General features: G+C 74.0%; 20 protein-coding genes. 9 read left to right on the top strand and 11 right to left on the bottom strand.

The window, feature by feature from the left end; translation table 11 throughout:
- The first annotated feature begins 130 nt into the window (after positions 1 to 130).
- Entirely contained in the window at positions 131 to 1,291 is a 1,161-nt protein-coding gene (locus tag M1O15_RS30945; RefSeq protein WP_248637562.1) for a cystathionine gamma-synthase, read from the top strand.
- Positions 1,292 to 1,347: 56 nt separating this feature from the next.
- Here M1O15_RS30945 and M1O15_RS30940 read toward each other — a convergent pair whose 3' ends face one another.
- From M1O15_RS30940 to M1O15_RS30930, 3 genes are all read right to left on the bottom strand, one after another.
- Positions 1,348 to 1,638, bottom strand: a complete 291-nt coding sequence (locus tag M1O15_RS30940) for a hypothetical protein (RefSeq protein WP_248637561.1) — start codon at positions 1,636 to 1,638, stop codon at positions 1,348 to 1,350.
- Positions 1,635 to 2,138 carry a sigma factor-like helix-turn-helix DNA-binding protein gene (locus M1O15_RS30935; protein ID WP_248637560.1) on the bottom strand — a complete coding sequence of 168 codons (504 nt, stop codon included), beginning with the start codon at positions 2,136 to 2,138 and terminating at the stop codon, positions 1,635 to 1,637. The genes M1O15_RS30940 and M1O15_RS30935 overlap by 4 nt, the downstream gene beginning before the upstream one ends.
- Positions 2,139 to 2,226: 88 nt before the next feature.
- The gene (locus M1O15_RS30930; RefSeq protein ID WP_248637559.1) at positions 2,227 to 2,739 is read right to left on the bottom strand and encodes a MarR family winged helix-turn-helix transcriptional regulator; all 513 of its coding nucleotides are present in this window, start codon (positions 2,737 to 2,739) and stop codon (positions 2,227 to 2,229) included.
- A gap of 126 nt (positions 2,740 to 2,865) precedes the next feature.
- Between M1O15_RS30930 and ilvA the strand changes: the two genes are divergently transcribed.
- From ilvA to M1O15_RS30915, 3 genes are all read left to right on the top strand, one after another.
- On the top strand, positions 2,866 to 4,101 hold the full coding sequence (gene ilvA / locus M1O15_RS30925; protein WP_248637558.1) for a threonine ammonia-lyase: 1,236 nt from the start codon (positions 2,866 to 2,868) through the stop codon (positions 4,099 to 4,101).
- A 178-nt stretch (positions 4,102 to 4,279) separates the two neighbouring features.
- The gene (locus tag M1O15_RS30920; RefSeq protein ID WP_248637557.1) at positions 4,280 to 5,314 is read left to right on the top strand and encodes an ATP-binding cassette domain-containing protein; all 1,035 of its coding nucleotides are present in this window, start codon (positions 4,280 to 4,282) and stop codon (positions 5,312 to 5,314) included.
- Positions 5,311 to 6,168 carry an ABC transporter permease gene (locus tag M1O15_RS30915; RefSeq protein ID WP_248637556.1) on the top strand — a complete coding sequence of 286 codons (858 nt, stop codon included), beginning with the start codon at positions 5,311 to 5,313 and terminating at the stop codon, positions 6,166 to 6,168. The genes M1O15_RS30920 and M1O15_RS30915 overlap by 4 nt, the downstream gene beginning before the upstream one ends.
- Before the next feature lie 94 nt (positions 6,169 to 6,262).
- Here the strand turns inward: M1O15_RS30915 and greA are convergent, their stop codons facing one another.
- Positions 6,263 to 6,760, bottom strand: coding sequence for a transcription elongation factor GreA (gene greA, locus M1O15_RS30910; protein WP_248637555.1), 498 nt, complete (start codon positions 6,758 to 6,760; stop codon positions 6,263 to 6,265).
- Between the two features lie 236 nt (positions 6,761 to 6,996).
- Entirely contained in the window at positions 6,997 to 7,398 is a 402-nt protein-coding gene (locus M1O15_RS30905; RefSeq protein WP_248637554.1) for a DUF4307 domain-containing protein, read from the bottom strand.
- 166 nt (positions 7,399 to 7,564) lie between these two features.
- On the opposite strand from M1O15_RS30905, the gene mca reads away from it, so the two are divergent.
- Both mca and M1O15_RS30895 read left to right on the top strand, forming a co-directional pair.
- On the top strand, positions 7,565 to 8,446 hold the full coding sequence (mca, locus tag M1O15_RS30900; RefSeq protein ID WP_248637553.1) for a mycothiol conjugate amidase Mca: 882 nt from the start codon (positions 7,565 to 7,567) through the stop codon (positions 8,444 to 8,446).
- On the top strand, positions 8,439 to 8,669 hold the full coding sequence (locus M1O15_RS30895) for a hypothetical protein (RefSeq protein ID WP_248637552.1): 231 nt from the start codon (positions 8,439 to 8,441) through the stop codon (positions 8,667 to 8,669). The genes mca and M1O15_RS30895 overlap by 8 nt, the downstream gene beginning before the upstream one ends.
- Before the next feature lie 133 nt (positions 8,670 to 8,802).
- Here the strand turns inward: M1O15_RS30895 and M1O15_RS30890 are convergent, their stop codons facing one another.
- Both M1O15_RS30890 and M1O15_RS30885 read right to left on the bottom strand, forming a co-directional pair.
- Positions 8,803 to 12,039, bottom strand: coding sequence for a tetratricopeptide repeat protein (locus M1O15_RS30890; protein ID WP_248637551.1), 3,237 nt, complete (start codon positions 12,037 to 12,039; stop codon positions 8,803 to 8,805).
- Between the two features lie 120 nt (positions 12,040 to 12,159).
- The gene (locus M1O15_RS30885) at positions 12,160 to 13,041 is read right to left on the bottom strand and encodes an alpha/beta fold hydrolase (RefSeq protein ID WP_308282430.1); all 882 of its coding nucleotides are present in this window, start codon (positions 13,039 to 13,041) and stop codon (positions 12,160 to 12,162) included.
- A 41-nt stretch (positions 13,042 to 13,082) separates the two neighbouring features.
- Between M1O15_RS30885 and M1O15_RS30880 the strand changes: the two genes are divergently transcribed.
- Complete coding sequence (locus M1O15_RS30880; protein ID WP_248637550.1) at positions 13,083 to 13,628, top strand: CGNR zinc finger domain-containing protein; 546 nt, start codon at positions 13,083 to 13,085, stop codon at positions 13,626 to 13,628.
- A 42-nt stretch (positions 13,629 to 13,670) separates the two neighbouring features.
- Here the strand turns inward: M1O15_RS30880 and M1O15_RS30875 are convergent, their stop codons facing one another.
- The gene (locus M1O15_RS30875; protein WP_248637549.1) at positions 13,671 to 14,600 is read right to left on the bottom strand and encodes a LysR family transcriptional regulator; all 930 of its coding nucleotides are present in this window, start codon (positions 14,598 to 14,600) and stop codon (positions 13,671 to 13,673) included.
- Between the two features lie 128 nt (positions 14,601 to 14,728).
- Between M1O15_RS30875 and M1O15_RS30870 the strand changes: the two genes are divergently transcribed.
- Together M1O15_RS30870 and M1O15_RS30865 are read left to right on the top strand one after the other, a co-directional pair.
- Entirely contained in the window at positions 14,729 to 15,541 is an 813-nt protein-coding gene (locus tag M1O15_RS30870; protein ID WP_248637548.1) for an inositol monophosphatase family protein, read from the top strand.
- Positions 15,457 to 16,221, top strand: a complete 765-nt coding sequence (locus M1O15_RS30865; RefSeq protein WP_372499639.1) for an NADPH-dependent F420 reductase — start codon at positions 15,457 to 15,459, stop codon at positions 16,219 to 16,221. Before M1O15_RS30870 ends, M1O15_RS30865 begins: the two co-directional genes overlap by 85 nt.
- Before the next feature lie 57 nt (positions 16,222 to 16,278).
- On the opposite strand, the gene M1O15_RS30860 is transcribed toward M1O15_RS30865, so the two are convergent.
- The 3 genes from M1O15_RS30860 to M1O15_RS31545 all read right to left on the bottom strand — a co-directional run.
- Positions 16,279 to 16,527 (bottom strand): hypothetical protein, encoded by a 249-nt coding sequence (locus tag M1O15_RS30860; protein ID WP_372499637.1) that lies wholly within the window; start codon positions 16,525 to 16,527, stop codon positions 16,279 to 16,281.
- Between the two features lie 80 nt (positions 16,528 to 16,607).
- On the bottom strand, positions 16,608 to 16,769 hold the full coding sequence (locus M1O15_RS30855) for a hypothetical protein (RefSeq protein WP_248637546.1): 162 nt from the start codon (positions 16,767 to 16,769) through the stop codon (positions 16,608 to 16,610).
- 40 nt (positions 16,770 to 16,809) lie between these two features.
- On the bottom strand, positions 16,810 to 17,482 hold a 673-nt coding region (locus M1O15_RS31545), incomplete at its 5' end, for a helix-turn-helix transcriptional regulator (protein ID WP_282577472.1).

Below are 17,482 nucleotides of genomic sequence, written 5' to 3'. Positions count from 1 at the left end.
AGGCGGAGACTACGGACAACTGACCGGGTGCTGATGGCGGCGGCGGGCGGACGGGGGGGCGTACCACCGGAGGGGCGTTCGGGTCGTACGCGGGCGGGGTGGGGGTGGTGCGGCGACTACCCTCGGGGCCATGAGCGACCAGCACACCACCCACCAGAACTTCGAGACCCGCGCCATCCACGCGGGCAACACCGCCGACCCGCTGACCGGCGCCGTCGTGCCGCCGATCTACCAGGTCTCCACCTACAAGCAGGACGGGGTCGGCGGGCTGCGCGGCGGTTACGAGTACAGCCGCAGCGCCAACCCGACCCGTACCGCGCTGGAGGAGAACCTCGCGGCGCTGGAGGGCGGGCGGCGGGGGCTCGCCTTCGCCTCCGGGCTCGCCGCGGAGGACTGCCTGCTGCGCGCGCTGCTCGTCCCCGGCGACCATGTGGTGATCCCCAACGACGCCTACGGCGGCACCTTCCGGCTCTTCGCCAAGGTCGCCAGCCGCTGGGGCGTGGAGTGGTCGGTCGCCGACACCTCCGACCCGGCCGCGGTGAAGGCCGCGATCACCGACCGGACCAAGGCGATCTGGGTCGAGACGCCCTCCAACCCGCTGCTCGGGATCACCGACATCGCGGCGCTGGCGGACGTGGCCCGCACCTCCGGGGTGAAGCTGGTGGTGGACAACACCTTCGCCAGCCCGTACCTCCAGCAGCCGCTGGCGCTGGGGGCGGACGTGGTGGTGCACTCGCTCACCAAGTACATGGGCGGCCACTCCGACGTGGTGGGCGGCGCCCTGGTGACGGCCGACGCGGAGCTGGGTGAGGAGCTGGCGTACCACCAGAACGCCATGGGCGCGGTCGCCGGGCCGTTCGACTCCTGGATCGTGCTGCGCGGTATCAAGACGCTCGCGGTGCGGATGGACCGGCACGGGGAGAACGCCGCCAAGGTGGCCGAGATGCTCAGCCGCCACCCCAAGGTCACCCATGTGCTGTACCCGGGCCTGCCGGAGCACCCGGGCCACGAGGTCGCGGCCAAGCAGATGCGCGGCTACGGCGGGATGGTCTCGTTCCGCGTGGAGGGCGGCGAGCAGGCGGCGGTGGAGGTCTGCAACCGCGCGAAACTGTTCACGCTTGGTGAGTCGTTGGGCGGTGTGGAGTCGCTGATCGAGCACCCGGGTCTGATGACGCACGCCAGTGTGGCCGGCTCGCTGCTGGAGGTCCCGGCCGACCTGGTCCGGCTGTCGGTCGGCATCGAGAACGCGGACGACCTGCTGGCCGACCTGCGGCAGGCGCTGGGGGACTGAGGCCCGTAGAGACTAGACGGTGACCCCTTCTCGGTGTGTACGGGTACGGGGAGGGGTCACCAGCCGGTGAGGGGCGGGGCGGTCTCGTACGGCGGGATCTGCCAGGGCTGCACCACCGCGGCCCAGGTGGCGAAGGCGGCGAGCGCGGCGGCGAGCAGCAGCCAGCCGGCCAGCCGGAGCAGCCGGGCGCGGCGGCGGGCCCGCGCCCCGCGGCGTACCACCAGCGGCAGCAGCCCGTCCGGTACGGGGGGCAGCCGGCCGGGGGCGGCGAGTAGGCGTCTGAGGTCCTCGTCCGACGCGGGGAGGCCGCGGCCCTCGCCCGGTACGGGGAGGGCTCTGCCGCTCACCGTCCGGCGCCGAGCAGTCGGGGGGCCCGGGGGCGCCAGGGGGTGCGGTGTGCCTCCGGGGTGAGGAGGGCGGCCGCCGCCCTGGCCCGTATGCTCCGCACGCGGTGGGGGGAGAGGCCGAGCAGCGCGGCGAGCTGTTCTTCGCCCATCCGCTCGTAGACCAGCGCCACCACCACCAGCCGCTCCCTCGGGGTGAGCCGGGACAGCGCCCCGCCCCGGGGTCTTCGGTGGCGCCAGGCGGATCGGGCGAACCGGAGCACCAGGGCCCGCCGGGCCAGCTCCCAGGGGTCCTCGTCGCGCAGCCGGTCCCAGCGGGCGTACGCCCCGGCCAGCGCCGACGCCAGCAGTGCCTGGGCGCGGGGGTTGCGGTCCGGCCGCTCGGTGGTGAGCAGGGTGGCCGCGTGCAGCAGCCGGGGAGCGGTGCCCGTGAAGAACGCTTCGAAGGCCTCGGGGGGTGGCGGTGGCGGGTCCGGGGCGGCTGACCCCGCGAGGGGGTGCACGGCGGCGGGGCCCTTCGCGGGCCGGGAGAGCGGGCGCACCCCCTCATATCAGGCCGGGTGCCCTGTTCCGGTCAAGGGGTCGGCCCGGTCAAGAGGTCGGCGCGGCCTCGTTCTCGGCGGGCGGCAGTCCGGCCTGGCGGGCGGAGAGCGCCGAGTTGAAGCGGGTCAGCAGGGTGCAGAAGGACTCCCGCTCCGCCTCGCTCCAGCCGCCCGTCACCTGCGCCATCAGCTCGCGCCGGGAGGAGCGCACCTCCTCCAGGCGGGTCTGGCCGCGCGGGGAGAGCTGGAGCACCACGGCCCGGCCGTCCTCCGGGTGCGAGGTGCGTTTGACCAGGCCGGTGTCGACCAGCGGGGCCACCTGCCGGGTGACCGTGGACGAGTCGATGCCCATCCCGGCCGCGAGCGCCTTGACGCCCATCGGGCCTTCCTGGTCGAGCCGGTTGAGCAGCAGGTACGCCGCCCGGTCCATGGAGTTGCGGAGCTGTCCGGTGCCGCCGAGACGGGTCTGCTCAGCCCGCCGGGCGAAGACGGCCACCTGGTGCTGGAGGGCATCGAGGAGGCCGGGGTCGATATCAGTCGTCATGTCCTGAGATGTGGGCATGGCTGCGAGGCTCTCTCGTGCGGAGACGGTCGGGTTGGTGGGGGACACAGTACGCGGCCGGATGCGGCTCCGTACGGGCGCTGCGCAAACGTGATGAGGCCTGTGACCGGCTGAGACACTGGGGTCATGAGCTTCCGTACGTCACACTCCTCACCCTCGCTCATCCTCGACGACGTCCGGGGGGCGCAGAAGATGCTCGCCGGGGTGGCGCGGACGACTCCGCTGGAGGGCAGCCGCCATCTGTCCGCCCTGGTCGGTGCCCCGGTGCACCTCAAGTGCGAGAACCTCCAGCGCACCGGGTCGTTCAAGCTGCGCGGGGCGTACGTACGGATCTCCGGGCTGCGGCCGGAGGAGAAGGCCGCCGGGGTGGTCGCCGCCTCGGCCGGCAACCACGCGCAGGGCGTCGCCCTCGCCTCCTCGCTCCAGGGGGTCCGCTCGACCGTGTTCATGCCGGTCGGCGCCCCGCTGCCGAAGGTGGCGGCCACCCGGGAGTACGGGGCCGAGGTGCGGCTGCACGGGCAGGTGGTGGACGAGACGCTGGCGGCCGCGCAGGAGTACGCGCGGGAGACCGGCGCGGTCTTCATCCACCCCTTCGACCACCTGGACATCATCGCCGGGCAGGGCACGGTGGGCCTGGAGATCCTGGAGCAGTGCCCCGAGGTGCGGACCATCGTGGTCGGCATCGGCGGCGGTGGGCTCGCCGCCGGGATCGGGGTGGCGGTGAAGGCGCTGCGGCCGGACGTACGGGTGATCGGTGTGCAGGCGGAGGCGGCGGCCGCCTATCCGCCCTCGCTGGCGGCGGGCCGCCCGCTGACCGTGGACACCGCGGCGACCATGGCCGACGGCATCAAGGTGGGCCGCCCCGGCGATGTCACCTTCGACCTGGTCCGGGAGGCGGTGGACGAGGTGCGCACGGTCTCCGAGGACGCGCTCTCCTCGGCGCTGCTGCTCTGCCTGGAACGCGCCAAGCAGGTGGTGGAGCCGGCCGGGGCGAGCCCGGTCGCCGCGCTGCTGAGCGCCCCGGAGGCGTTCGCCGGGCGCGGGCCGGTGGTGGCGGTGCTCTCCGGCGGGAACGTCGACCCGCTGCTGATGCAGCGCATCCTGCGCCATGGGATGACGGCCGCGGGCCGCTATCTGAGCCTGCGGCTGCGGCTGTCCGACCGCCCGGGCGCGCTGGCCACCCTGCTCGGGGTGCTCTCCCGGCTGGACGCCAACGTGCTGGACGTGGCCCATGTGCGGACCAACCCGCGGCTGGGGCTGACCGAGGTCGAGGTGGAGGTGCATCTGGAGACCAAGGGCCCGGAGCACTGCGCCGAGGTGGCGGCGGCGCTGGGGGAGGAGGGGTACGCGGTCATCGGATGAGGGGCGGGGAATCCGCCGCCGGCCTCTCCGGGCGGCCGTAGATGTATCGAACATCTGTGCTAGGGAAAAGGGCTTGAATGGCGTGATACTGCCGGCCTAGCGTAAGTGGCTTCGATCACAGCCGCGAGGGCGGACCGGGCAGGCTCCCGGGACCCGCCGCGGCACTCAAGGAGACCCCATGCCAGGCGCAATCCATGCCGAGGGTCTGGTGAAGACCTTCGGCAAAGTCCGGGCTCTGGACGGTGTGGACCTCGATGTCCCGGAAGGGACAGTCCTCGGACTGCTCGGGCCCAACGGCGCCGGGAAGACCACCGCCGTACGCGTGCTCACCACCCTGCTCAGACCGGACAGCGGCCGGGCCGTCGTGGCCGGCCTCGACGTGCTGAGGCAGCCCGACGAGGTGCGCCGGGCCATCGGGCTGTCCGGCCAGTTCGCCGCCGTCGACGAGTACCTCACCGGCCGCGAGAACCTCCGGATGGTCGGGCAGCTCTACCAGATGTCCGGGCGGGCGGCGAAGGCCCGCGCGACCGAGCTGCTGGAGCGGTTCCGCCTCACCGAGGCCGCCGACCGCCCCACCAAGACCTACTCCGGCGGTATGCGCCGCCGGCTCGACCTCGCCGCCGCGCTCGTCGTCTCGCCGCCGGTGATGTTCATGGACGAGCCGACGACCGGGCTCGACCCGCGCAACCGCCAGCAGCTCTGGGAGGTCATCCAGGAACTGGTGGCCGGCGGCACCACCCTGCTGCTCACCACCCAGTACCTGGAGGAGGCCGACCACCTGGCCCATGACATCTGCGTGGTCGACCACGGGCGGGTGATCGCCCGGGGCACCTCCGACCAGCTCAAGCAGCGCACCGGCGGCGAGCGGGTCGAGGTGGTCGTCCACCGGCCCGAGGAGATCGACCCGGCCCGCGCCGTGCTGGCCGGCTTCGGCAAGGGCGAGGTCGCCGTGGAGACCCACACCCGCCGGCTCACCGTCCCGGTCACCGGCGGCGCCAAGCTGCTCGCCGAGGTCATCCGCGAACTGGACGCCCGGGGCGTGGAGATCGACGACATCGGGCTGCGCCGCCCCACCCTCGACGACGTGTTCATCTCGCTCACCGGCCATTCCGCCGAGGAGGGCCAGGCCGCCGCCGAGGGCGGTGCCGGGAACGGTGCCGGGCCCGGCGAGGGCGGCCAGGGACCCCGTAGCCGCAAGGAGACCGACCAGTGACCGCCACCGCACCGACCGCCTCCGCCGTCGAGGCCCCGCAGCGCCGGGGCGCCCTCACCCAGTCGGTCAGGGACTCGCTGGTCATCGCCAGACGGAACCTGATCCGGATGCTGCGGATCCCGGAGATGATCATCTTCGGGATCATCCAGCCGGTGATGTTCGTGGTGCTGTTCAGTTATGTCTTCGGCGGCTCGATCGCCGTCGGCGGCAGCACCTCCGCCGAGGCCTACCGCGAGTTCCTGATGGCCGGCATCTTCGCGCAGACCGTCACCTTCGCCACCGCCGGCGCGGGTGCCGGAATCGCCGACGACATGCACAAGGGCCTGATCGACCGCTTCCGCTCGCTGCCGATGGCGCGCGGCGCGGTGCTGACCGGGCGCACCCTGGCCGATCTGGTGCAGACCGCGCTCACCCTGGTGGTCCTCGCCGCCGTCGCCCTGCTGGTCGGCTGGCGCACCCACGAGAACCTCGGCAAGGTGCTGCTGGGCTTCGTGCTGCTGCTCCTTCTCGGCTACGCCTTCTCCTGGATCGGTGCGCTGATCGGGCTGTCCGTGCGGACCCCGGAGGCGGCCACCTCCGGCGGGCTGATCTGGCTGTTCCCGCTGACGTTCATCTCCAACGCGTTCGTCCCGGCGGAGAACATGCCCGCCTTCCTGCGGCACATCGCGGAGTGGAACCCGTTCAGTGCCACCGTGCAGGCCTGCCGGGAGCTGTTCGGCAACTTCCCGCCGGGCTACCGGGCGCCGGACGCCTGGCCCATGCAGCACCCGGTGTGGGCCTCGCTGATCTGGTCGGTGCTGATCGTGGTGGTCTTCCGGACCCTGGCCGTCCGCAAGTACCGCTCGGCGGCCTGAGGCGCGCCCCTGAGGGGAGGCGGTACGAGGAGGGGCCGGGCCCGCGCTCCGTGCGCGGACCCGGCCCCTCGCCGTCATGGCCCGTGGGGGCGGCTCAGCCCTGGTAGGGCTTGGCCTCCAGGACCTTCACCGCGGCCTTCTTGCCGTTGGGGAGCTCGTACTCCGCGTCCTCGCCGACCTTCTTGCCGTTGACCCCGGACCCCAGGGGCGACTGCGGGGAGTAGGTCTCGATGTCGGCGCTGGCGTACTCACGGGAGGCGAGCAGGAAGGTCAGGGTGTCGTCCTCGTCGCCGTCGAAGGCGATGGTCACCACCATGCCGGGCGCGACCACGCCGCTCTGGGACGGGGCCTCGCCGACCTTCGCCTGCTCCAGCAGCTGGGTCAGCTGGCGGACCCGGAGCTCCTGCTTGCCCTGCTCCTCCTTGGCCGCGTGGTACCCGCCGTTCTCGCGCAGGTCCCCCTCCTCCCGGGCGGCCGCGATCTTGGCGGAGATCTCGGTTCGCGCGGGACCAGACAGGTACTCCAGCTCGGCCCTGAGCTGGTTGTACGCCTCCTGGGTGAGCCAGGTGACGTTGTCGCTGGTCTGGGTCACGGGTGCTCCTCGTCGGTACTGGGATACAAAGCATCGCCCTACCCGGGATTCTGTGCCGTCCTGGATGGGCGAAACCACGAGCCTAACAATTCAGGCGGGCAAGAGGGAGGACAAACGTGACGAAACTATCGCCGGCACGGTGGCCGATGGTGCCGCCGAGTGATCGTTCGCGATCGGTCGGGGGCGCGGCCCGGTCCTGGATCGCGCCTACCCCGGTACGGGGGGCGCCACCCCGGTCATTCCGAGGTGCAGCCCATCAGCTGGACGCTGGTCGCCCTGCGGGTGGTGCGCACGGTGACGACCTCGTCGACCCGGTCCGCGGGCTGGTCGAAGCGGACGTCCCGGCGGCCCACCTCACCGCCGTCCTCGGCGAGCGCGCGCAGGGTGCAGGAGCCGGCGGCGCCGCCGTCCTTGCGGACCTCCAGGTGCACCTGCACCCGGTCGTCCGCGGACACGTCGAACTTGATCATCTCGGCGCTGACCTTCTGACCGGCGATGTAGTCGTAGCCGAACCAGCCGACCAGGGCGAGCAGCAGCACACCCAGCACCGAGCCGACGGCCTTGAGCCGCCGGTCGGCGCGCTCGTCCGCCGAGCGGCCGTAACGCCCCTCGGGCAGTTGCTCGCGCACCGTGCTCATCCGTCCGTGTCCTCTCGCCCGGTCCTCGGCCGTATCCGGCTGTCTGAGGCCGTATGCGGCCTTACGCCGCTCCATGGCGGAATTTTCCGACCGCCGGTTCCGTCACTATAGAAGCCTGCCGAGCCACGATTTCATCTGAGCCACCCTTTCACCTGAGGACCGAGCCTTGACTGAGCAGCTGCGACTGATGGCCGTTCACGCCCACCCCGACGACGAGTCGAGCAAGGGCGCGGCGACGATGGCCAAGTATGTGTCCGAGGGGGTGGACGTGCTGGTCGTCACCTGCACCGGAGGCGAGCGCGGCTCCATCCTCAACCCGAAGCTCCAGGGCGACCGGTACATCGAGGAGAACATCCACGAGGTCCGCCGCAAGGAGATGGACGAGGCCCGCGAGATCCTCGGAGTACGCCAGGAGTGGCTGGGATTCGTGGACTCCGGGCTGCCCGAGGGCGACCCGCTGCCGCCGCTGCCGCAGGGCTGCTTCGCCCTGGAGGACGTGGACAAGGCGGCCGGCCGGCTGGTGCGCTCGATCCGGGCCTTCCGTCCGCAGGTGGTGACCACCTACGACGAGAACGGCGGCTACCCGCACCCGGACCACATCATGACCCACAAGATCACCATGGTGGCCTTCGAGGGCGCGGCCGACCCGGAGAAGTACCCGGAGTCGGAGTTCGGGCCGGTCTGGCAGGTGGCGAAGGTCTACTACAACCAGGGCTTCAACCGCGCCCGCACCCAGGCCCTGCACGACGGGCTGACGGCCCGGGGGCTGGAGTCCCCGTACGGCGAGTGGCTGAAGCGCTGGGACGAGTCCGAGCACGTCGAGCGGAACCTCACCACCCATGTCCCCTGCGCGGACTTCTTCGAGACCCGGGACAAGGCGCTGATCGCGCACCGCACGCAGATCGACCCGGACGGCGGCTGGTTCCGGGTGCCGATGGACGTCCAGAAGGAGCTGTGGCCCACCGAGGACTACGAGCTCGCCAAGACCGTGGTGCCCACATCCCTCCCCGAGGACGACCTCTTCGCGGGCATCCGCGACAATGCCTGACATGAGCGCACACCAGGCCATGGTCCACCTCGTCCCGCTCGCCAAGGAGCTGGACGAGAACAAGGTCACCCCCGGCGTCCTCGGTTTCATCGTCTTCGCGGTGATGGCACTGGCCGTCTGGGCCCTGATGAAGTCGATGAACCGGCACATGAAGCGGGTGGACTTCGAGGAGTCCCCCGAGCCGTCCGTCGGCACGGGGGCCGGCGCGAGGCGCGGCGAGTAGCAGCCGGTACGCGGACGGCCCGCACCCGCGGTCGGGCGGGCGGCCCGGCCGGCAGGGTGTACGGCCCCGGGAGCGGGGCCGTACACCGGCGTGCCTACGCGTGGCGGGCCTCCGCTCCCGTACCACTGCCGCGTCAGGCCTCGGCGTCCTCGGTGCCGGGGGCGGCCGGTGGGAGGCCGGCTGTTTCGGCGGCGGCCCGGGTGGGGGTGAGGCCCAGGGCCCAGGCCTGCCAGGGGGAGTCCAGGCGGATGCCCCGTTCCAGGACCAGGCCCCAGGTGGCGAGGGCGTCGGCGAGGCGGGGGTCGCGGGCCGGGTGGCCGTCGGCGGCGAGGCGGGTCAGCTCCTCCTGGGCGACGACCGTGCCGACCTCCACGCCGCCTGGTGAGGCGTACGGCAGCAGGGTGCAGCGCAGGAAGCGGGCCCAGTCGCCGCCGCGCCGGTCGCCGGCGGTGCCGAACAGGACGGCCGCCTCCTCGCAGAGGGCGAGCGCCTGCGGGGCGCGGCCGTTGCCCGCGTCGATCACCGCCAGCTCCAGACAGGCCCAGCCCTCCCCGTACGCCAGGCCGATCCGCCGGAAGTCGGCGCGGGCGTCCGTCAGCAGCTGACGGGCGAACCCGGAGTTGCGCAGCCCGCCGGTGCGGGCGGCGCCCTGGTCCCGGGTGGCCCGCCCGGCGTGGTGGCGGGCGCAGGCCAGCCCGTAGACGTCCCGCATCCGGGAGAACATCGCCCGGGCCCGCTCCAGCTCCCGTACCGCCTCGTCCCGGTCGCCGCCGTCCTCCAGCGCCTGGCCCAGGTAGTACAGGGTCCACGCCTCGCCGCGGGCGTCCTCGTTGTCCCGGTGCCGGGCCAGGGCGGTCCGCAGGCCCTCGACGGCCGGGCCCGGGTCGCCGTCCACCAGCCGGGCCCGGCCCAGCTGGGTCAGCGCCCAGGCCTCGCCGCGCTCGTCCCGGGTGCGCCCGTACAGCTCCAGCGCGGTGCGCAGCTCCTCCTCGGCCCGGGCCACCTCGCCCAGCCGCAGCCGGGCCTGGCCGAGCTGGAAGTGCGCCCAGGCCTCGCCGTGCACGGACTCGCCGCTCCGGTGCAGGGCCAGCGAGGTGTCCAGCAGGGCCAGCGCCTCCGCCACATCGCCCCGGTCGCGCTCCACCGCCGCCAGGGCGTGCAGCGTCCAGGCCCGGTCGGCCGCCAGTTCCGCGGGCTGCTGGAGCGCCAGCGCCTCCCGGAGCCGGTCCGCGGCCTCCGCGAGGTTGCCCTGGTGGTGCAGGGTGATGCCCAGGGAGCAGAGTGCCAGCGCGGTCTCCGCGTCCTGGTTGGCCTCCTGGTAGAGCGAGACCACCGAGGCCAGGGTGGTACGGGCGGTGTCCAGCTCGCCGAGCTGGCGGGCGGCGATACCGGTCCGCCACTGCACGGAGCGCTGCAGCAGCCCCTGGTCCACCTGCTCGGCCAGCTCCTGGAGCACGCCCAGCCGGTAGAGGTCGCCGCGCAGCAGGCAGTAGTCGCAGAGCGCGCCCAGCAGCTCCAGCACCGTCTGCCGGCTGACGTCCGCGGCGTGCCGCAGGGTCGCCGTGATGAAGCCGGACTCGTCGTCCAGCCAGCGCAGCGCCGCCTCCAGCGAGGTGAAGCCGTGCCCGGTGAAGCGGCCCGCGCGGGTGGACATCTTGCCGTCGACCATCCGGATCACGGTGTCCGCCAGCTCCGCGTACGCCTTGATCAGCCGTTCCCGGGCGGCGGTCACCTCGGCCGGGTCCTCCTCGGCCCGCAGCCGCCCGGCCGCGAACGCCCGTACCGCGTCGTGCAGCCGGAACCGCTCGCCGCGCACCCGGTCCAGCAGCCCCGCCCCGGCCAGCTCGCGCAGCAGCGCGGCCGCCTCTTCCTCGTCCGAGGCGATCAGCACCGCGGCCGCCGCCGCGCCCAGCGAGGCCCGGCCGGCCAGCGACAGCCGGCGCAACAGCCGCCGGGCCTCCTCGCCGAGCCCGGTCTCGTACCGCTCGGCCACGGCCCGCTCCACCGGGCCGCCGTCCCGGGCGGCCAGCGAGGCGGCGACCTCGGAGGCGGGGCGGTCACCCACCGCCGCCCCGGTGATCCGCAGGGCGAGGGGCAGCCCACCCGCGGACGCGGCCAGCCGGTCCCACCCCTGGGCGTCATAGGGGCGGCCCTCGGCGGCGGACCCCGCCCGCAGCAACTCCTCGGCGTCCGCCGGGTCCAGGGCGCCCACCGCCAGCTGGTGGGTCCGCGCGGGCGCGTCCTCGCCCAGCTCCAGCGGCTCCCGCGCGGTGACCAGCACCAGGCTGTCGGAGCGCTCCGGCAGCAGGGCGCGCACCTGCTCGGCGTCCCGCGCCTCGTCCAGCACCACCACGACCGGCAGGTCCCGCAGATGCTGGTGGTACAGCTCGGTGAGCCGGCGCAACTGCGGCTCGCTGTCCCCGCGTTCCCGGAACAGCAGCTGCTCGCGGGGCGCGCCCAGCCGGTTCAGCAGGTGCAGCAGCGCGTCCCGGGTGGACACGGGCCGCCCGCCGGGCCCCGAGCCGCGCAGATCGACCAGGCAGGCGCCGCGGAACAGGTCGCGCGACTGGTGGGCGGCGCGCACCGCGAGCGCGGTCCGGCCGGAGCCCGCCTCGCCGTGCAGCACGACCACCACCGGCTGGGTCCCGGTGGCCGCCCGGCCCGCCCGGACCCACTGGCCGATCCGCTCCAGCTCGGTCCGCCGCCCGGCGAACGGCTCGGCCTCGGCGGGGAGTTGCGCGAAGGACTGCGCCAGGGCGGTACGGCGGCGAGCCAGTGCGCTGCGGTCCACCCCGCGCAGGGCGGGCCCGGAACCGGCCGTGGCGGTCGCAGGCGCGCGCTCGCCGGCCGCGGCCAGGACGCGCTGCTGGTCCAGGAAGGGCCGGATGCCCCGTACCTCCAGCGCGGTCAGCCACTGGAGCCGCAACTGCTCGGCGCCGCCCGGCTGGCCCGCCGCCCCGGCCCTGCGGTGCGCGGCCGGCCAGTGCCCGGCGGTGGCCCGCAGCACCGTGGTGGCCGCGCCCGCCACGGCGACCACGGCCCCGGCGCCCAGCGCGGTCCCGGCCGCGGTGCCCAGCGCCAGGTCCGCCCCGGCGGCGGCCACCGCGGCGACCGCGGTGACCAGCGCGGGCCCGCCGACCGCCTGCCGGCTCAGCCGCGCCGACAGCGGTGGCCGGTCCGCGCCCGCCTCGGCCAGCGCACCGGTGTAGGCGGCGTACTCCTCGGCGGCGCTCGCCGCCATCCCGTCCAGCGCCGCCCGCCCCCGCGACAGCAGCACCCCGGCGTCGGCCCGCCCGCCCGAGCGGCGCACCTCGTCCTCCACGGCCCGCGCCAACAGCCGCTCCGCCTCGGTGCGATGGCTTTCCCGCATCCGCTTCCCCTCCGCCGGCGCCCGTCCCCATGGACGGTCTCCACGATCGTCGCCGCCCAGTCTCCGACGATCGGCGGACGGATGCGAGGGGGCCGGGCGGGTCGGCGAGGGGGTGTGCCGTCAGCCGTCGAGGGGCGTGCCCGGCACCCGCGGGCGGAAGCGGAGGATCGCGGCGGCGACCGCGTCGAGGTGGCTCTCCAGGAGGAAGTGGCCCCCGTCGAGCAGGACGACCTCCGCGTCCGGGGCGTCGCGGCGGAACGCCTCCGCCCCGGCGGCCGCGAAGATCTCGTCGTTGCGGCCCCAGATCGCGAGGACGGGGACGCGGTGGGAGCGGAGCCACTCGTGCACCGCCGGGTACAGGGCCCGGTTGCCGGTGTAGTCGCCGAACAGGGCGAGTTGGGCGCGGTCCACGCCGGGCCGGGCGAGCAGGGCCAGGTCGTGCTCCCAGGCGTCGGGATCGATCAGGGTGGGGTCGGGGACGCCGTGGGTGTACTGCCACTCGACGGCCTCCCGGCCCAGGGCGGGCCGCAGCGCCGCCTCGGTCGAGGGGGTGGGCCGCGCCCCGTAGGCCCAGACGGGCTCCCAGAAGTCCGGGACGAAGCCGTCCTCGTAGGCGTTGCCGTTCTGCGAGACGACGGCGGTGACGGCCTCCGGGGAGGCCAGCGCCAGGCGCCAGCCGATGGGCGCGCCGTAGTCCTGGACGTAGATCGCGTAGCGGTGCACATCGAGGGCGGACAGGAAGCCGCGGGTCACCTCGGCGAGGGCGTCGAAGGTGTAGGTGAAGTCCGAGGTGCTGGGCGCCGAGGAGCGGCCGAAGCCGATGTGGTCGGGCGCGATCACCCGGTAGGGACCGGCCAGCGCCGGTATCAGGTGCCGGAACATGTGCGAGCTCGTCGGATAGCCGTGCAGCAGCAGCAGGACGGGGGCGTCCGACGGGCCCGCCTCCCGGTAGAAGACGGTCAGGCCGTCGACGTCCACGGTCCGGTGGTGAACAGCGACCACGGTAACCCCTAAAGTCGAATTAAGCGGTTAGTTTATTCTTCATGGTGCACAGGGTCGTATGGCGCGTCAAGGAGGAGGGTCGGGCCGTGGTGGAGGACGAGGAACTGCTGCTCGCCGTGCTCAACAGCGCCCCGGTGGTCGACGGCCGTCCCACGGACACCCTGGACGAGCCGGAGGCGGCCGACTGGGCGCGGGCCCTCGGGGGCTGCGGGACGAAGGGGGAGCGGGACCGCCTGCGCCGGGTGCGGGACGCTGTGCAGGCGCTTGTCCGGGGCGGGTCGGCGGAGGTGGGCGGGCTCGCCGCGGTGCTCGACCGGGTGCGGCTGCGCCCGGAGGTGTCGGCCGCGGGGGTGTCCTGGCGGCTGGAGGCGGCGCCGGACGAGGAGCTGGCGGCCCGGGTGGTGCTCGCCTGGTCCCGCGTCACCGTGGAACTGCCGCGGCGGCTGCGGCCCTGCGCCAACGAGGAGTGCAACCTCTTCCTCGTCGATCACAGCCGGCCCGGCACCGCCCGGTGGTGCTCCATGGCGACCTGCGGCAACCGGATGAAGGCGCGCACCCACGCCCGCAAGCGGCGCTCCGAGGGCTGAGCGCCCGGGCGATAGCCGGTCCCTGGGCGGCCCCCCGGGGCCTCAGGCGTGCCGGGGTGCGAAGACCTCCCGGAGGGTCGCGGTGGCCAGCTCGCGCAGCCAGCCATGGGCGCGGTCGTCGTCGTAGCGCCGGTGCCACAGCAGGTGGAGCGGGACCTCGGGCAGTGGGACGGGCAGCGGCAGGGTGACCAGGCCGAGCCGGTCCCGCTCCGCCCGGGTGACCAGGTCGGGCAGGGTGGCCACCGCGTCGCCGTCGCAGGCGAGTGCCAGCGCGAACGCGGCGGTGGGACCGGCGGCGACCACCCGTCGCGCGAGGCCCCGCGCGGCCAGGGCGTCATCGATCGGGTCGCGCAGGCTGCCCCGCCGGGAGACGGTGACATGGTCGGCGGCCGCGTAGCGCTCGGCGCTCCGTGGGTCGTCGGCGCTCAGCGGGCCGTCGGTGAGGGGGTGGCCCGGCCGGACGGCGACGACCAGCCGGTCGCTGCCGACAAGGCGGTGGCGGATGCCGGGGGCGGTCGGCTCGGTGGAGCCCGAGGCGAGATCGACCTCGCCCCGGCGCAACTCGGGGTCGTCGGCGCCCGGTTCGGCCGAGAGGCGCAGCCGGACGCCGGGGGCCTGCCGGTGCACGGCCGCGGTCAGGGCGGTGCCGCAGGCCGCGATCAGGGCGTCGTGCCAGCGCACGGTGAACACCCGCTCCAGGGACGCCAGATCGAGTTCCGTCCGCGCGGACAGCAGGCGGTGGGCCTGCTGTACGAGGGCGTGGACCTCGGCGCGCATGGCCAGCGCGCGGGTGGTGGGGACCATGCCGCGGCCGGTGCGGACCAGGATCTGGTCCCCGGTGACCTTGCGGATACGGCCCAGGGAACGGCTCATCGCCGGTGCGGTGACATGGAGCCGGGCCGCGGCGCCGGTGACGCTGCCCTCCTCCAGGAGCGCGTCCAGGGCCGTCAGCAGGTTGAGGTCCAGTTGCATGGCGGTAACTCTACAAGTGACAAGCATGCACTTGTCGTTAACTGTGCGGCCCCCTACGTTCGAGGTGCGGGGACGGGCCGGTCCCTCTTCCGCACCTCACCACCCCACTCGACTCCAGGGAGTCCGCCATGAGTTCAGCCATGCCCTTCGCCGCCGGAACGACGCTGCTCGCCGAGGTGACCGAGGCGGTGCGGACCGCCGGCCGCACGCTGCTCGACCGCCACACCCCGCAGGCCCGGGGGGTGAGCCTGGACGAGGTCGTCGCCGAGATCCACGCCAACGACGACGCGGTGCTGGAGGTGCTGCGGGAGCCGCTGCTGCGGGCCCGCGAGGGGTCGCGGTGGGCCGAGGACGAACTGGCCGGCGGCGCGCTCCCGCCGGGGGAGTGGTGGGTCGTGGACCCGGCCGAGGGAAACATCAACCATGTGCACGGCATGGACGACTGGGCCGTCACCGCCACCCTGGTCCGCGACAACCGGCCGGTCCTCACCGTCGTCCATCTGCCGCTGACCGGCGACACCTACACCGCGGTCGCCGGTGGTGGCGCCCGGCTGAACGACCGGCCGCTGAAGGCCTCCGCCAAGACCGACCTGGGTGCCGCGCTCGTCGGCACCGGGCAGGCCAGGCCCGGCGAGGACGAGCGCACCTTCCGGCGGATCGGCGACTCGGTCACCGCGATGCTCGTCAACGGCCTGGTGGTACGGGTCTCCGTGCCCGCCACGATGCAGCTGATCCATGTCGCCGCCGGACGCACGGACGCGTTCTGGCAGTTCTCCGACGTCCGCTCCGGCCTGGTCGCCGGCGCCCTCCTGGTCGCCGAGGCCGGAGGCACCGTCACCGACCTGGCGGGCGAGCCCTGGCACACCGGCAGCCGCGACTTCCTGGCCGCCGCCCCCGGCGTCCACGGGGCCGCCCTCACGGTCCTCGCGCCCCTCGCCTGACCGGACACCCACCCCGACACCGTAAGGAGCACCACCCCATGACCACCACCAGCATCGGCATCCTGGGCGCCGGCCGCGTCGGCGCCGGCCTCGCCGACAAGCTCGCCGCGGCCGGACACCGGATCACCCTCGGCGTCCGCGACCCCCAGGGCGCCGCCGCCCGCGCCCACCCTGGGATCACCGTCGCCGACCAGCGCACCGCCGCCCGTACCGCGGACGTCGTCATCAACGCGACACCCGGTGACGGTTCCCTGGAACGCCTCACCGGACTGCGCGCCGAACTCACCGGCAAGATCCTCGTCGACGTCTCCAACGCCACCCGGGACGCCGACGACGGCCTGCCCGGCGAGCTGTGCCACCCCGGCGGCAGCCTCGCCGAGCAGCTCCAGGCCGCACTGCCTGGCACCCGGGTGGTCAAGACCCTCAACACCATGCTGTTCCCGGTCATGACCGCCCCCGGCACCCTCGCCACCCCGCCGACCGCCTACCTCTCCGGCGACGACGAGAGCGCGAAGGAGACCGTCGCCGGCCTGCTCGGCGACCTGGGCTGGCGGCCTGGGTGGATCGAGGACCTGGGCGACATCACCACCGCCCGCGCCACCGAGGCCATGATCCTCGTCGTCCCCCACATCCTGCGCCGGCACGGCTTCCAGCCCTTCGCGGTCTCCCTGGCCCGCTGAACCCGGCTCCGGGATGGGGTGGTCCGCGGAGGTGAGGGCCGGCATGCGGGCATCCCCTTACGCGGGGTCCCGTTCGCCGTCGGTCGCGGTGTCCCTGCCGAAGAGCTCCCGCTGCGCAGCGGCGATCTCCTCCACGGTGAGCGCTCCGTGCTCGCTCTCGTAAGTCGTGACGATCTCGGCGAGTCCGTACATGGCGAAGCGGTGCCGGACCGCCTCGGTGATGTATCCGGACAGCCCCCGCCGCCCCGCGCGAGCGCGGAGTTCACCGAGCAGGTGGGAGGGCAGCGACAGTGAGATGTTCTCCATTGCGCCAAAGCGGTCGGGGTCCATGACCATGAGTCTGTGGCAACCTCCGCCGCGACGGTGCCGACCATGGAGGCAGCCGGTCAGCCCGGCCGCTCATTGCCGGGTTCTTTGGTGCCCCTCCGGGCGTTGCGGCTTCGCCAGACGCCGATCAGCACCACGATGACGGTGATGACGACGAGCATCACGGCGCCGGTAGGCCAGAAGCCGCTGCCTCCTTTGGCGGCCAGATCGAGATACCCCACGCTCGCGCCCCTTCCTGTTCGCAGCCGTTCTGCTCCAGTGCTATCCCGGCCTGGTCCCGGGGGCGAGGGGACGGGCGGCTGGGCCCGTCACGCGGGGTGGCCAGGTGCCGGGGGTGAGGAGGCCGGTGGCGTAGGCGCGGGCGACCAGGGCGGTACGGCTGCGGGCGCCGAACTTCTGGCGCAGCCGGCCGATGTGGTAGTCCAGGCCCTGGCGGCTGAGGTGGAGTTCGCGGCCGAGCTCGGCGTTGCTGAGCCCCAGGGCCAGGCCCTCCACGATGAGCACCTCCACCGCCGAGAGGGCGGGGTGGACCGCTGGTGGGGCCGGGGCGGGCGGGGGGAGCAGGCAGCAGACCGCCTCCGCTGCGGTGTGGCCGGGCGGCACCAGCCAGGCGACCAGTTGGACGGCCGGGAGCCGGTGGGCGGGCAGGGTGAGCGGGACGGTGGTGTGGACGTAGCCGTACGGGCCGGAGAGCAGCCGCCGCCAGAGGGCCGTGTGCGTCTCCGGGCCGAGGTACGGGGTGAGCGAGGCTCCGGTGAGGCTGCCCGGCGCCCGGCGCAGCAGCCGTTCGGCGGCCGGGTTGGCCTCCCGTACGCGGCCGGTCCGGTCGAGGAGGAGGACGGCCAGCCAGGCCCGGTCGAACAGGGCGGTGCGGTAGGGGGGTTCGGCACGCGGGGCGGGGATGTCCGGCTGGGTGGGCCACGGACGCGGCGGC

Origin of the sequence: Streptomyces lichenis (assembly GCF_023218175.1) — a bacterium.
Classification (GTDB): Bacteria; Actinomycetota; Actinomycetes; order Streptomycetales; family Streptomycetaceae; genus Streptomyces; species Streptomyces lichenis.
This window is presented reverse-complemented; position numbering and strand designations above follow the sequence as displayed.

Bases quoted from the DNA above. Each gene is read 5' to 3' on its own strand.
- M1O15_RS30945 (WP_248637562.1), top strand. From the start codon at position 131: ATGAGCGACCAGCACACCACCCACCAGAACTTCGAGACCCGCGCCATC.
- M1O15_RS30930 (WP_248637559.1), bottom strand. From the start codon at position 2,739: ATGCCCACATCTCAGGACATGACGACTGATATCGACCCCGGCCTCCTC.
- ilvA (WP_248637558.1), top strand. From the start codon at position 2,866: ATGAGCTTCCGTACGTCACACTCCTCACCCTCGCTCATCCTCGACGAC.
- M1O15_RS30920 (WP_248637557.1), top strand. From the start codon at position 4,280: ATGCCAGGCGCAATCCATGCCGAGGGTCTGGTGAAGACCTTCGGCAAA.
- M1O15_RS30905 (WP_248637554.1), bottom strand. From the start codon at position 7,398: ATGAGCACGGTGCGCGAGCAACTGCCCGAGGGGCGTTACGGCCGCTCG.
- M1O15_RS30895 (WP_248637552.1), top strand. From the start codon at position 8,439: ATGCCTGACATGAGCGCACACCAGGCCATGGTCCACCTCGTCCCGCTC.
- M1O15_RS30890 (WP_248637551.1), bottom strand. From the start codon at position 12,039: ATGCGGGAAAGCCATCGCACCGAGGCGGAGCGGCTGTTGGCGCGGGCC.
- M1O15_RS30880 (WP_248637550.1), top strand. From the start codon at position 13,083: ATGGTGCACAGGGTCGTATGGCGCGTCAAGGAGGAGGGTCGGGCCGTG.
- M1O15_RS30875 (WP_248637549.1), bottom strand. From the start codon at position 14,600: ATGCAACTGGACCTCAACCTGCTGACGGCCCTGGACGCGCTCCTGGAG.
- M1O15_RS30870 (WP_248637548.1), top strand. From the start codon at position 14,729: ATGAGTTCAGCCATGCCCTTCGCCGCCGGAACGACGCTGCTCGCCGAG.
- M1O15_RS30860 (WP_372499637.1), bottom strand. From the start codon at position 16,527: ATGGAGAACATCTCACTGTCGCTGCCCTCCCACCTGCTCGGTGAACTC.